The sequence below is a fragment of the Flavobacterium anhuiense genome, assembly GCF_900101855.1.
In the GTDB taxonomy this organism is placed as follows: domain Bacteria; phylum Bacteroidota; class Bacteroidia; order Flavobacteriales; family Flavobacteriaceae; genus Flavobacterium; species Flavobacterium anhuiense.
In genome coordinates, this window is the sequence record NZ_FMVC01000002.1 from 439,599 (window position 1) to 453,134 (window position 13,536).

Here is a 13,536-nt window from a genome sequence, read left to right on the forward strand (position 1 = left end):
GTCACTTTATAGGTAACTGTCACTGTTCCGCCGTTGCATAGTTTCGGAGCCGTCGGACTGCCTTGGATTTCCCCTTTCGCATCACAGCCGCCGCTCACTTTAAAGCCTGCTTTGAAGGCCTCGAATGCGGCATCCAATGCGGCCTGGTCTGCATACGCGCAGGCCGAAGCATTCACTGAGGTCGGAGCTTCTGCGCTTACCGCCGCAGGAGCCGTAATGGTGAAAGTCGCAGAACATGATTTCTGTAATCCGCAAGAATCAGTAACATTATAATTTACGGTTACAGTTCCTCCGCATAAAGCTGGAGGAGTCAAATTCTCTAATCCTGTAATTGTTAAAGTTCCATTACCTCCCGAAGCTGTAAAGCTTTGTTTAAAAGCATCAAAAGCAGTATTAACCGCGGCTTGATCGGCATAAAAACAAGAACTTTTTATATTATCTTCAGGGCAAGTTATATTAATAGGCGTTGGCGGAGTGCTTGTCACAACTACGTCATCTGCTTTTTTACATCCATTTATAGGATCGGTGACTGTTAAGGTATAAGTTCCAGCCTTATCAATTGTTGGTGTGAGCGTTGTACCGCCCGATACAATGTTTCCGTCCAATGTACTCCATAAATAGGTCGCATTAGGCGTACTTGATGAGCCGGATAATTTTATTGATGTTATTAAACACGTTAAAGCCTTATCTTCTCCCGCATTAACATTTGGCGGTTCTTTATTTTCAAGGACTGTGACCGTTTTTTTAGCAAAACAGCCTTCTAAATTTGTATAAGCATATACCGTATAAACTCCCTTAACAGATACAACAGGAGCATTTCCTGGTATAAAAGGGCCATCGGCTATGCCATCAGGTGAAGGGCCGTACCATTTTATAGTGGCATTTGGCGGAGTTGGTGTTGCTGTTAAAGTAGCTGTTGGATTATTACAGGTTAATGGATTACTAACATTACCCTCTACGGCTACATCCGTAATATTTCCGAACAAATAAGGGCCTGAAAAATCTTTTAATTCTGCCGTAAATGAAGATGACGATCTTGTTTTTACTATCAGACTACCTAATAAATTTGAACAAGGACTTTGGTTAACATTTCGGCTATCCAAGCCTAACGCTGTCAAATTAAGTCCGAACTCTGTAAACTGCAAAGCCTTATAATTATCTTGAAAATTGGCTTGCGAACCTTCTAAAGTTCCCCAAGGCGGACCTAATGTTGCAGCCGTTACATTAACAACTGCAAAAACATTGGTAAGTATCCCTCCACCTTTTGCTTTTATTTCGGCATATCCGTAAGGAGGCGCACCATTTCCTTGGTCAAAAACACCAGTAAGATCAAAAGGTCTGTCGGGTCTTGAGTTAAAATTAGCAATATCAGCACTAGACATCCAAACTCTTACACTTCCAAGCGGTTTTGTCCCACCGTTTTCAAAATCAATGGCAACGAGTACGTCTCCAGGCACAAGTATTTTTCCGGTAGCGTCAAAAGTCCATGCTGTGTGTCCTGCTTGGCTACCTGTACCAACTAACGCACTACCGTTAAAGCTTACTTCTGTTCTAAAAAATTCAAAATCAAAATGGGAATTCCCATCAGAAGAAATTTTAGATGCTCCTCCATATCCCCATAAAATTCCATTAGGATTCACCGCTAATGCCGCCGGAGACAAATCTCTTCTTAAATAGCCATACACATCGACAATATCATCTTTTTGAGGAATACTACCTGAACCTAAAGCCCAAGTAGTCGGGTTATCGCCATTCTTGTTAGAATTTCCAGAAAAAGTATTAGAGTCGCTGTTACTTTGCGTTGAATTTCCATCACGTCCATAAACAGCATCAATCCACAAAAAATTACCAACCATGGTATTTTTGGGTTTCGACATTCTTTTTTCGAATGTAAAATTATTATTCGCTTGGATTGATGTTTTTAGACCCGCCGCATTAGTCTGATCGATAACATTTTGACCCGTTCCATTGGCGAAAGCCGAATTAAAAAACCAGTCATCATAAATACCTGAAACTGTTGGGGGAACTAAAAATTGCTCTTTGTTTGCATAAACGTCAGCATCAATACCAAAATTAGCTTGCACGGCCGCTCCAGATATAGCTTGTGAATGCAAGGAAGGATGGATAGCAAATAGCATAAAAAGTACCATCACATAAAATTGATACTTTTTGTGCACAATAATTTTCGTCAAATTAAAATTTGGAAAAATTAAATCGATAAAAGAACAACGAAAGATTTCACAAAATTCATGTAAAATCTTGATGTGATAAAAAATAGTTTTTTTCATAATAATAGTATTTAGAATACCATTACATTAGCAAAAAACCAGATAGTTTGCAGATTTGGCAATTACATGTAAATAATAAACCTTCTTCAAAAGTTATGAAGCACAAAATCTAAAACTCTTATAAAAAAGACTTGACCCTCAGAAATTAATCTGACATTGACGATCAGGGGGGATAAACATTTGTTAAAATTAGTTAATAACCTATATGCTCTCAATTAAAAACGAGTAAAATCGATATCATTCAAAAATAATCGATGAACGGAACATAATAAGAAAGAAAAGTAGTACGAAGCGCTTTTTCAAATAAAAAAAGACCTTTCATTTTTCAAAAACAAAAGGTCTTTTTTGTCAATTTCTTAAAAACATATTAACCAAACAACACAATAACACGCATGTTGATTAAAAAATATGAATTTCGTAATTACTTTGTTTTAGTTTTAAACAATATTTTACTAAAAAATAATGCATGATACAGAAGCGAGTTTTCCCAATAATCCCATGTATGAGCTCCTGGACGTTCTGTATAATCGTGGTCGACTTTGTTATAAACTAATCTTCTGTGTAACTCTCTATTGGGTTCAATTAAAAAATCATCTACACCGCAATCTATTATTAGTGGCAACTTGTTCGCTTTTAGTTTATCAGCCATTCTTAAAACAGAATTTTGCTCGTACAATTCAGTATTTCCGCTTTTATCGCCAAAAACAGGCTGCATTAATTTGACAATTTGAGCAGACGAATCTCTGTTAAGCATTGTACTCATATCTACGGCACCGCTCATACTTCCAGCTGCACAAAACAAATCGGGATGTCTGGCTGATAAATATAAAGCGCCATGACCGCCCATTGAAAGCCCCGTGATTACTCTTCCGCCTTTATTGGCAATTGTTCGGTACGTTTTATCTACTTTCTGAATTACTTCCTGCGTAATAAAAGTCTCAAACTGACTTTCTTTATTTACAGGACTATCAATATAAAAACTAAACGTCTCGCCTTCTGGCATTACGATTATCATATTATATTGATCTGCAAGATTGTGAACCAGTTTTTTGTTTGGAGTATTTTTTAGCCAGTCGCTAAAATGTCCGTATGCGCCATGCAACAGATACATTACTGGAAAAGTGGTTTTGCTTTTAGCATAAGAATTGGGCAAAACTACCGCTGCTTTATAGGTTTTTCCCATTGCAGTGCTGGCAACTTGAAGTGTGTCTACTTTTGCAGCGTATGTCATGGTGGTAAGACAAAGCAAAAATGCAGACAATAGCATTTTAAATTTCTTCATTTTAATATTTTTTTTCTGATTAGGGTTTGTAAATATACCTTTTTTCAGAATAAAATATATGAAAAATCCGATCTCTTCTTGCACTTAAAAAAGATAGCCACGAATTCACAAATTAATATCAAATAAAATTCGTGACTCGAGCGACAGCGAACAGGCGAAGCAATTCGTGGCTAAAAAGCATCAAGCCAAAAACTAGCTGATTATAATTTTATGCTCATGACGGTATTGCGAGGCGCTTTTACCGGTGTATTGTTTAAACGATTTGCTGAAGTGGCTGAAATTATTAAAACCGCTTTCGTAACAAACCTCATTAATACTCATAGGCTGTTCCGCCAAAAGCTTTGAAGCATGCACTAAACGATATTCATTTACAAACTCAGTAAATGTTTTGTTTGAAATTTTCTTGAAATAACGACAAAAAGAAGGCGTAGTCATACTCACCAAACTTGAAACCTCGTCTATAGAAATAGATTCCTGAAAATGATCTTTCACAAAGTTGAAAACCACATTCATACGATCATTATCCTGAGTCTGAAGTTCCATCGTAAATCCGTCAGCATTTAAAATGGTATATTCTTCAGCTGATTCTAGTTCGTCTAAAACAGTCAAAAGAGTCATTAATCTTTGAAATGGCGGTTCATTTTCCATCATTTCAATTTTTTCTCCAATACGTTTTTTCGTTTCACCACCAAAAGCGATTCCACCTTTAGCTTGTTTTAATATATTCTGAACTTTTTTCATTTCGGGAGCAACAAAAAAATCGCTTCCTAAAAATTCAGGTTTTATGTGAATAACAGTTTCATTTGTATTTCCTGTCTGCTCATTTGTAAAACCGCAATGCGGTAAATTAGCTCCTATTAAAAGTAAACTACCATTGGTATAATAAGAAACATGGCTTCCTATTTGTCTTTTTCCAGCCCCGCCATTTATATAAACCAACTCAATTTCTGGATGATAGTGCCATAAATGAGCTTTGCTATTGGTCTTTTCGGCGTGTTTAGTGTAGGTAAAAGAACTTCCGTATGAGTTAGTTATCACTTCTAGAGCTGGGGCAATAGTCTTCATGATAATTTCTTTAAAAAATAATAGCAAATTTAACAAAATCACCTAAAATAATTTAAATTTTAACCTACAACGGTTTCGTAAATGCGAATTTTACATTAAAATAACGTTCTTAACACTGAAAAATTTATATCAAAATCGGCTTTTTTTTAAGGTCTTATTTTTTTTCTCTACTTTTTTTTTATTTATCCCATTTAAAACCTGATTTTATACCAATATGTTAAAAATTGTAAGAAAGATGGAAATTTTAAGAAGTATTAAGTTTTCGAAAAACTTTGAAGAATAACAATCAAATTAACAAAAACATAAGATTTAAATCAAATTTTAACCTATAACGGTTTCGTAAATGAGAATATAGCATATAAATTGGAAAATATAGATGTTAAAATAACACACATGCTACTATAACTTTGCCTCAGAGAAATGAACGAAAAAAATTTAATACTATAGAATATGAAAAAGATTATGAAATTAAGTTTAGTATGTGCAGTACTTCTAACAGGAATGAGTACTTATGCAATTGATGGAAATGAAACGTTAAATCTTCATGTATTAAAAGGAAATGGCAAGGTAATTGCTTTTGGAATTAATCAATTACAAAAAGCAGTTATTAGTATATATGATGATAATGGTGAATTAATCTATACTGAAACCGCTTCTGGTAAAGACGGAATCTTAAGAACTTTCAGTTTAGAACAGTTTCCAGAAGGAAAATATATTTTAGAAGTTGCTGACAGCTTCAAAAAAGTAAAATACGATATTACTGTTAACGCTAATAGTTCTGTTTTGTCTTCAAAAGGAACAGTTTCTGTTAACTAAGAAAATATAAACGTTAAGTGCAATTCTTCACGGCACTTAAAACTTTATACTCTAATACAGTATAAAAAGTGAGGTTAGATAGTTAGTAAGTTAAAAACTTTCAAAAGTTTTAAAAACGGCTCTTTGTGGTTACTGAGCCGTTTTTTTTTGCTTTATACTTTCTTAACAGTAAAGTTTTTTTTATCGCAAAGACACAATCCTGATAGCTATCGGGAACGCAAAGTTCGCAAAGTTTTTTTCGATAAAGCTTTGCGAACTTTGCGTTTGTATTCACAATCTTAAGTAAAAATCTTTGCGCCCTTTACGGTTAAACACATCATCCAAAAAACTTAGATTCTTAGTATCTCAGAACCTTAGCATCTTTCAAAACTTCCTACATTTTTTAAAGAAACCGTTATGATATTGTAAATTAAAAACCATCAAAAACGTTGAAAAATAATAACCAAATTAACCAAAACAGTAAAAAATAAATCAAATTTTAACATATAACGGTTTCGTAAATGAGAATATAGCATCGAAATTGGCAAATATAGTATTGTTTTTTTACTTACAACTGAAGTAATTTAGCATCAGAGAATTAGAACTATTAATTTAAAAACTAAATACCATGAAAAAGATTATTAGATTGAGTTTAGTAGCAGCGTTGCTTTTCACTGGAATAAGCACTTATGCAATTGATGGAACAGCAGATTTTAACCTGCACGTTATTAAAGCTAATGGCAAAATGATCACTTTTGGCCTTAACCAAACACAAAAAGCCTATTTAGCTATTTATGACAAAGACGGATCTCTAATTTACTCTGAAACCGCTTCAGGTAAAGATGGAATTTTAAGAACTTTCAGCTTAGAAGAATTTCCAGAAGGAACTTACTTCTTAGAAGTAGAAAACGATGCAAAAAAAGCAAAATACGAAATCACAATAACTGACGATTCTTCTGTTTTATCTCAAAAAGCAGTTTCTTCGGTTTATAAAGCAGGTTTCGCTAAAAATACAAGCGTGGCAGCACGCTAAAAAAGTTTATGCTTTTCATAAGTATAAAGTGAGGTTAGATAGTTAGTAAGTTTAAAAACTTTCAAAAGTTTTAAAAACAGCTCTTTGTGGTTATTGAGCTGTTTTTTTTTTGCTTTAATTTTGCCACATTTTTTTAACCGCAAAGGCGCTAAGGTTTCGCAAAGTTCGCAAAGTTTTTTATTTGAAAGCTTTGCGAACTTTGCGCTTTCTTGGTGTCTTTGCGGTTAAAAAACTTATTGCATTTTGTAAATAAATCCTTAAACCATTGTAAATTTAAAAACAAGCAAAACATTAAAAAATAATAACCGAATTAACAAAAACGTTGAAAATAATTCAAGATTTAACCTATAACGGTTTCGTAAATGAGAATATAGCATAGAAATCAGAAAATACAGTTGTGCTTTTTCATGTAATACATAAGTAATTTAGCATCAGAGAATTAGAACTATTAATTTAAAACCTAAGTACCATGAAAAAGATTGCAAAATTGAGTTTAGTAGCAGCGTTGCTTTTCACAGGAATAAGCACTTACGCAATTGATGGAAATGGAGAATTTAATCTTCATGTATTAAAAGCTAATGGCAAACTGATCACTTTCGCACTTAACAAAGTACAGAAAGCCAATTTAGCTATTTATGACAATGACGGAACTTTAATCTATTCTGAAACTGCATCTGGAAAAGATGGAATTTTAAGAACTTTCAGTTTAGAGCAATTTCCTGAGGGAACTTATTACTTAGAAGTAGAAGACAATGTGAAAAAAGCAAAATATGAAATTACAATAGATGATACTGCGTCATTATCTAGAACTGCAATTTCTTCAGTTTACAAAGCTGGTTTTGCCAAAAATTCAAGTGTTGCTGCGCGCTAAGAATTTATACGCCCCAAAAAGGTATAAATTGAGGTTAAAAAAATTAAAAATTACGTTTTAAGAAACAGCTCTTGGTGGTTATGGAGCTGTTTTTTTGTTTTATAATAAATCCAAAATTGCAAAGCAAAACCATTTTCTGAAAATTATTCTTATTAATTACAACCCACTGATTTTTAAGGACTAAAAAATATTCAAGAAAAAACAATCCGTAAGCCCAGTAATTACGTACATAGTTCAAACAAAATGCAGAAATAATTACAATTCAATAACTTATGGATTTAAAAATGCCATTTTATTGCTAAAAATTAAATTTGTATTTGTAGTTTTACGCGTTCCACATTTAGTAATTAACAATTTAAAAAAAACATGACAAAATTTACCAAAGCTGGTTTAGTTGCTGCCTTTTTTTTAGCGACTGTGTTTACCTATGCCATTGATGGAAAAGGTGATTACATTTTAAATATCAAAACAGGAAACGGAAAAGTAGTTAGCTTTACTTTAGACACTGTAGAAAATGCATCTTTCTCTATCTATGATGAGAATCACAACTTACTTTATGCGGGAGAATCTGCAGCAGACAAATTGGAAGTTTCTAAAACAATTAGTTTAGAAAGTTTTCCTGCTGGAACGTATGTTCTTGAAGTGAAAGCCAACGACAAAGTTGAGAAACACGAAATTAAAGTTGCTGCTAAAAAAGTAAAGACTGTAAAGTTAGACCAATCTGTAAATCAGAGTCCAGCTTTCCGTCGTTAATTTTTTGCCCCTAAAAAATTAGAAAAGCAGCTCGTACCAGGAGCTGCTTTTTTTGTTTTATTTCTCGATAAAATCTAATTTATATATTCAAAACTTTCAAAATCAATTGATTCTAAAATGCAATACAACAGTTTTTATTTACAAAACGTCGTCTAAAATCAATTCATGTTACTGATTTCCATATATTTGTAACCAAAATTGCACCAAGCATACAATAAAAATAAATTAGTGAAGTTTATAATTGTTTTTATAACTGTTTCTTGCAGTGAAAGATTTTCAAAAACAATTAATGAATACGATTAAATACCACAACCAAAACTAAAAACCTATGCAGAAAAAACTAGCTCTTTTAGTATTGTTAATCGTATTTTCATTTCGTGCAGTTGCGCAAAATGAAACTTATTATAAAACCGATAAGGTCGGCGAAAAGTATGCCTATGTCGACGTTATAAAAACCTACGAAAAGGTTGCTGCAAAAGGCTACAAATCTGTAGACTTATTTCAAAAACTAGGAAATTCATCGTATTCGAATTGCGAACTCGAAAAAGCAGCCGAATGGTACACCAAACTTTTTTCTCTTACCACAGATTTAGAACCTGTATATTATTACCGCTATGCAGAATCGTTACGTTTTATTTGTGAAAACGCAAAAGCCGATGCTCTTATCGAAAAATTAAAACGTAAGCCGAAAACAACAATAAAAAAGAAAGTTTAATATACTATTTGAATAGATATAAAAAAACCTCTCAGAAATGAGAGGTTTTCTTTTATAAATCAAAATCAATCATATCGCGAAGTGGAAGACGACCCGATAGCACGGATTGTAAATCCGCGCTATCGGGTGAAAATCTGCTCGATCGGAATTAAAACGTTTTACGCTTCCTGTCTGCCGTTGGTTCCATACCAAGACAACCATTGTCGGCTGACCAATGCAAATACTTATTGCGGAGCTCCCTTAAATCTTCTTGTTCCTGCAACTCCTGTTGGTAGACATTATAATTTTTATCTCCAGCTTCTACACCAATGTACTTTTTATGGATATCGCCATACCATTTAAAAACATAAGGTGAGGCGTCACCAAAAACATATCTCCGCAAACGCTTTTTTACCCGCATAAGCAAAGCATCATTTGAAATGCTATATTTATCAATTTCTAATTTTACTTCATCAAAAGGTAATTTTTGTAATGCTATAGCTGATTCTGCCATAAAATGCAAAGGAATATAGCTATAAGTATTTTTTAAGTTTCGTGTGCCTTTAAGTTCGTGCTTAGGGCCGAAGAAAGAAATTTCCAGCTGATCATCGAGATACCAAGATTCATTAATTAACTTTTCCGAAAGTTTATGAAGTACTTCTTTAAAATTTTTCTCAATAACTCCAACCGTTTCAATGCCATTATTATAACTACCACCAATGTCTGAGTGAACGCCTGGAAATTCTTTTTCTTTTCCTACTGTAGTTTTAGTAAGCGAAAAATTATTGCGGTGTTCATCAGTCGCCGTAAAATGCATTACAGTTTCCGCTTTAGACAAATTATTTAATGGTATCTCAGTTTTGTCATTATCAAAATTAGTTTTTGCGCTTGCCAGTGCCGAGTATGACGAAACTGTATCAAAAAGACCCAAAAACCTAACTTTTATAAGACTTACTTTGATACCATTTTTTGCCAAATAATATCCCAAATATCCCGCCTTATTTTTTTGATTGACAGACAAAGGTAGAGCTTTTTTGCTTATTTCATTTAGAAAAACTCTTGCTGCAGCCGCACCACGGCTAAAACCAAAAACATCCAGATAAAGTACGGGTATTTCTTTGGTTTCACTTTGTTTGCTGATTGCTATAGCCAACTTTTCACAGCCTTCTTTTACTTTTCCTAGTATACCTGTATCGCCAGTACCAAACCCAGCACCTAATAGCTCATCACCTTTTTCCTTTACGGTACCGATTCCATCAACGTATACTGCCAAATTATCTGGATAAGCATCATGAAGTCTTGCTACGTTAGACCAATCGTTGTAATAACTGCTGCTTTCATGATCCCTGCCATATCTTCTATAGGCCTCTGCCGAAATTTCCTCCTCAGGCGTTAGTTTTTTGCCTCTTGCCCGTTTGTCGTAATACTCTTTGGCTTTAGTGTTGTTTTTATTGTTGTTGGTGCCGTCAAAAAAAACACCAACGGTTAAATCTTGTGTTTTTGTTACTTTCTTGGGCGGTGTGTAATTTCCAAATACTATGCTCATAATCAATTCAATTTACCCGAATCTTGACAGACTTGACTCAAATTGTACTTTTGTCCTCCTTGCTCTATATAAAAATCAGTTACCCAACTATTATCTGTTTGTTTTGTTGGATCTATCTTTATAACCATTTCTGCGGGTTTATTTTTATCTATATATTCCTTAAACAATTTCCTAATTTCATTTTTGTTAAAATCCGAAGGAATTTCGTTATTGCCACCTGCTTCGAGATATTTTGCCCAATACTCCTTATCTCTGGTAAAAGCAATACGGGATACATACTCTTGCTCTTTTTTGCCATTCATAACCGACCAGAAAATTTGAAAGCCATAAGGAATTGCTCTGTAGTTCTGTTCTATTGGTCTGTCGAAAGGGTCTTCAAATTCTCCGTTACACATCTTAATGTATAGTCTGCTAATTTTGCAGCCTTCCGGCAGTATCACTTTTGGCTTCCAGAGGTATTTTTCTCTGTAGGCTTCATAAACTTCCGATGGCGGATAACCGTTTTTGGTTATATACTCTCTTAAATCTTGCGATATAACATGATTATTTTCTAGTCTATGAGAACTATAGCCTTCTCTAAACATATACTTTTCCTCTTCGGTAATCAGTTTGGGGTCTAAAGTAGTTTCACTAGCCTGAAACCTTGCAACTTCCACCTGTCTATCTGTTCCCGCGACCCAAACTACAACCATTCCTTTTGGACCAAGTCCAATGTTTATAATATTATAAGCTTCTGTTTTAGCTTCTAATCCCCTTTTAGAATAATAGCCTTCATCAAAAAGCTGCTGTATTTTTTCGACAGGAAGCTTCCATTCGCCTGTATAAAATTTATCATCCACATACGACAGCCATGTCATATCTAATCTATCAGGCACTGGAGCTTTAATATCACTATCTCCTATACGGCAGCCCCAACCAGAATTGCTAAAACCTCCCATTTGACTAAAAAAATAGCCTCCTGCTGCTCCTGTATATACTTCTATAGGATATTCTTTTGGCGCACAAATATGTGCCGACCACTCGTATTCTTTTTTCATATATGAAGTCATTGTTATTATTACGACAGCCATCACTATTATAATGATGAAGCATAATAAAATGTTATATTTTTTGATACTATTTTTTTTCACCGCTAATTGTTATTTTCCATCATTATTTTTCTTTACCGTGAGCTATTATCTTTTTCCCAGAAATTAAATTCAAATCTCCTTTCGTCGCTTCAAAATTCAATTTGTTGGCATTCTTTTCAAGTTTGCCTTTAACAATCAATTGGTAATTTTCTGTTACTTTTATTTCAATATTTTTTGCTCGTTTTATAATTCCCATAATTTTAAAAATTAAAAAAGATTAGAATTTTCAGCACTATTAATACGTACTTGCTTTCCGCTTTGTATAGTCATATCTTCTTCATGGCTATAAAGACTTGCTTCCGAAGCTATTTCATTTGAAATATCTGAAGTACGCTTAAAATCCTTATCAACCAATTCAGTCCTATTATCTGAATGCTCTATAATATCACCCTCAGCATTTATTGAAATATTATTTCCCGCTTCCTGTGTCATATCATTCCCCGCTCCAACATCAATATCTTCTTTAGCTTCAATTTTTACATTTTTTCCAGCTGCAATAAGGACATCCCCACCAGCTTCCAATTCAATATTTTTAGGGGCTTTAAATCTTATATTGCCATCACCATACAGAACTGCAATAGTTTCGCCTTTTTGGCTTTCAATCGTAATATCACCCGTAGCGTCATCATTAATAATTCTGTTTCCGCTTCGGCTATGCATTACTGCCTTTATATCATTATTCGGCGTACTGTAGCCGCTTTTTTCTTTTCTGCTGGTCATGGTTCCCATTACAATAGGCAGTTCGGCATTATTGCCCTGAAAGTCTACAAAAACGGTATCGCCAATTTCAGGTATGATATGAGAGCCTCTGGCATCGCCACCGTATTTTTGAATTAAGGGGATATAGGGCGTGGTTTCGCCTTTGGCTGCCTGCCAAGGCATCTGCACCTGTATGCCGCTGAGTCCGTCAGGATCTGCATTGGCGGTTACAATGGCAGTCTGGCTTTTGCAGTGAGGCACTAGATCTGGATCTGTTTCGGGAGAAAATACAGAACCGTTAAAATTTACGGCTGTAAAGTGGTTTTCGTAACCGCCTCCGTCATCGCAGATGTGCGTAATCTGGGTTACGCGGTAAGAGCTCTCCAGCTGCATGTCGACACCCAATACGCGCACTTCGTTTCCTACGGTAATTCCCGGAACTTCGCTCGATGCTTTCATTTCTACCAAACTGCTTAAAACAGCACGCATTTTGTTTTTGGCATATTCCTCAGAAGACTGTCTTCCAGATCCGCCAGCAGGAGTCTGGTTAAGCTGTATTACGGTTTCTATGTTAAAAACTTCATTAGACCTGTTTAAAAAGTTTTGATGGAATCCGTCGGCTTCTTTTCTGTATCTTAAGGTTTCGTCGGTTCTATACTGGCCGCCATTATTGTCATTTTCTATTACTTTAAATTGTGCGGGCAGAAGTTTAATGGTATAATCAAAATCCTGCATGTTTATTCCGTAGATTAATTTTGGCTGTCCGCCAACACCTCCGGGACTTCCAAAAATGGTCGTTCGCCCATTATAATATAGCCAGTGTCCGTTTCTTTTTGCCAAACGGTTTAGAAAAGAGAAATTGCTTTCGTTATACTGCACTGTATAAGGCAGATTGTCCAAATAAAATGGTCTGACATCCATATCGATATCACAGCCTGATTTTACCTTGCTTACGATATCGCTCAAAGGCATATTGGTAAAAGAATTGCACTCGGGTCCGTTTTCTAGAACTATCGTAGAGCTTTTCCCTTTTATCACAATAGTTTCCTCTATGTCTCTGATTCGTGATTTCTGCAGTCTGACTTCGGTGACAATGCCATAAAACTGCATAATATAATCTTTAGGATCTGCTCCAATCATAAGATCTTCAAGTCCGTCTATAGGTTTTATCTCTATGCTTATTTTTTCTCCGTATAATTTCTGGGAAAAAGGCATAACGCTTTTAAATTCTTCCACCAATAAATCCTGTCTTACTTCAAATGAAAAAGTGTGGTGGTCGTGAATGGTCTGAAAAACTTCTAATTTGCTGAAATTGGTAATTCGAATTTCGCCAATTTTAATATTTGTGATTGTCTGTAATGCCATAATTAGTCATTTAGA

General features: G+C 34.7%; 11 protein-coding genes and 1 pseudogene. 5 read left to right on the forward strand and 7 right to left on the reverse strand.

Going from position 1 to position 13,536, the window contains the following annotated elements; all coding sequences use genetic code 11:
- The 3 genes and pseudogenes from BLP44_RS22925 to BLP44_RS06430 all read right to left on the reverse strand — a co-directional run.
- Positions 1-2,153 (reverse strand): annotated as a pseudogene (locus BLP44_RS22925) (immunoglobulin domain-containing protein); the annotation flags it as partial.
- A 556-nt stretch (positions 2,154-2,709) separates the two neighbouring features.
- Entirely contained in the window at positions 2,710-3,570 is an 861-nt protein-coding gene (locus BLP44_RS06425; protein WP_091131376.1) for an alpha/beta hydrolase, read from the reverse strand.
- A 192-nt stretch (positions 3,571-3,762) separates the two neighbouring features.
- Positions 3,763-4,635 (reverse strand): AraC family transcriptional regulator, encoded by an 873-nt coding sequence (locus BLP44_RS06430; RefSeq protein ID WP_008462391.1) that lies wholly within the window; start codon positions 4,633-4,635, stop codon positions 3,763-3,765.
- 450 nt (positions 4,636-5,085) lie between these two features.
- Between BLP44_RS06430 and BLP44_RS06435 the strand changes: the two genes are divergently transcribed.
- The 5 genes from BLP44_RS06435 (at position 5,086) to BLP44_RS06455 (ending at position 8,802) form a co-directional block, all read left to right on the forward strand.
- Entirely contained in the window at positions 5,086-5,451 is a 366-nt protein-coding gene (locus BLP44_RS06435; RefSeq protein WP_008462389.1) for a DUF3244 domain-containing protein, read from the forward strand.
- A gap of 607 nt (positions 5,452-6,058) precedes the next feature.
- Positions 6,059-6,463, forward strand: coding sequence for a secretion protein (locus BLP44_RS06440; protein WP_008462388.1), 405 nt, complete (start codon positions 6,059-6,061; stop codon positions 6,461-6,463).
- 469 nt (positions 6,464-6,932) lie between these two features.
- A complete protein-coding gene (locus BLP44_RS06445; protein WP_008462386.1) occupies positions 6,933-7,334 on the forward strand; it encodes a T9SS type A sorting domain-containing protein in 402 nt (133 codons plus the stop codon).
- 366 nt (positions 7,335-7,700) lie between these two features.
- Positions 7,701-8,087 carry a secretion protein gene (locus tag BLP44_RS06450; RefSeq protein ID WP_091130690.1) on the forward strand — a complete coding sequence of 129 codons (387 nt, stop codon included), beginning with the start codon at positions 7,701-7,703 and terminating at the stop codon, positions 8,085-8,087.
- A gap of 328 nt (positions 8,088-8,415) precedes the next feature.
- A complete protein-coding gene (locus BLP44_RS06455; RefSeq protein ID WP_091130693.1) occupies positions 8,416-8,802 on the forward strand; it encodes a flagellar motor protein MotB in 387 nt (128 codons plus the stop codon).
- A gap of 148 nt (positions 8,803-8,950) precedes the next feature.
- On the opposite strand, the gene BLP44_RS06460 is transcribed toward BLP44_RS06455, so the two are convergent.
- The 4 genes from BLP44_RS06460 to BLP44_RS06470 form a co-directional block, all read right to left on the reverse strand.
- Entirely contained in the window at positions 8,951-10,327 is a 1,377-nt protein-coding gene (locus tag BLP44_RS06460) for a T6SS phospholipase effector Tle1-like catalytic domain-containing protein (protein ID WP_091130695.1), read from the reverse strand.
- A 2-nt stretch (positions 10,328-10,329) separates the two neighbouring features.
- The gene (locus BLP44_RS06465; protein WP_162927191.1) at positions 10,330-11,364 is read right to left on the reverse strand and encodes a DUF2931 family protein; all 1,035 of its coding nucleotides are present in this window, start codon (positions 11,362-11,364) and stop codon (positions 10,330-10,332) included.
- Positions 11,365-11,479: 115 nt separating this feature from the next.
- A complete protein-coding gene (locus BLP44_RS22930; protein ID WP_162927190.1) occupies positions 11,480-11,653 on the reverse strand; it encodes a hypothetical protein in 174 nt (57 codons plus the stop codon).
- An 11-nt stretch (positions 11,654-11,664) separates the two neighbouring features.
- Positions 11,665-13,521: a phage baseplate assembly protein V gene (locus BLP44_RS06470; protein WP_139159182.1), complete on the reverse strand. Its 1,857-nt coding sequence runs from the start codon at positions 13,519-13,521 to the stop codon at positions 11,665-11,667.
- Positions 13,522-13,536: the final 15 nt, after the last annotated feature.

Bases quoted from the DNA above. Each gene is read 5' to 3' on its own strand.
- BLP44_RS06445 (WP_008462386.1), top strand. From the start codon at position 6,933: ATGAAAAAGATTGCAAAATTGAGTTTAGTAGCAGCGTTGCTTTTCACA.
- BLP44_RS06455 (WP_091130693.1), top strand. From the start codon at position 8,416: ATGCAGAAAAAACTAGCTCTTTTAGTATTGTTAATCGTATTTTCATTT.
- BLP44_RS06470 (WP_139159182.1), bottom strand. From the start codon at position 13,521: ATGGCATTACAGACAATCACAAATATTAAAATTGGCGAAATTCGAATT.
- BLP44_RS06425 (WP_091131376.1), bottom strand. From the start codon at position 3,570: ATGAAGAAATTTAAAATGCTATTGTCTGCATTTTTGCTTTGTCTTACC.
- BLP44_RS22930 (WP_162927190.1), bottom strand. From the start codon at position 11,653: ATGGGAATTATAAAACGAGCAAAAAATATTGAAATAAAAGTAACAGAA.
- BLP44_RS06435 (WP_008462389.1), top strand. From the start codon at position 5,086: ATGAAAAAGATTATGAAATTAAGTTTAGTATGTGCAGTACTTCTAACA.
- BLP44_RS06465 (WP_162927191.1), bottom strand. From the start codon at position 11,364: ATGAAAAAAGAATACGAGTGGTCGGCACATATTTGTGCGCCAAAAGAA.
- BLP44_RS06440 (WP_008462388.1), top strand. From the start codon at position 6,059: ATGAAAAAGATTATTAGATTGAGTTTAGTAGCAGCGTTGCTTTTCACT.
- BLP44_RS06430 (WP_008462391.1), bottom strand. From the start codon at position 4,635: ATGAAGACTATTGCCCCAGCTCTAGAAGTGATAACTAACTCATACGGA.
- BLP44_RS06460 (WP_091130695.1), bottom strand. From the start codon at position 10,327: ATGAGCATAGTATTTGGAAATTACACACCGCCCAAGAAAGTAACAAAA.
- BLP44_RS06450 (WP_091130690.1), top strand. From the start codon at position 7,701: ATGACAAAATTTACCAAAGCTGGTTTAGTTGCTGCCTTTTTTTTAGCG.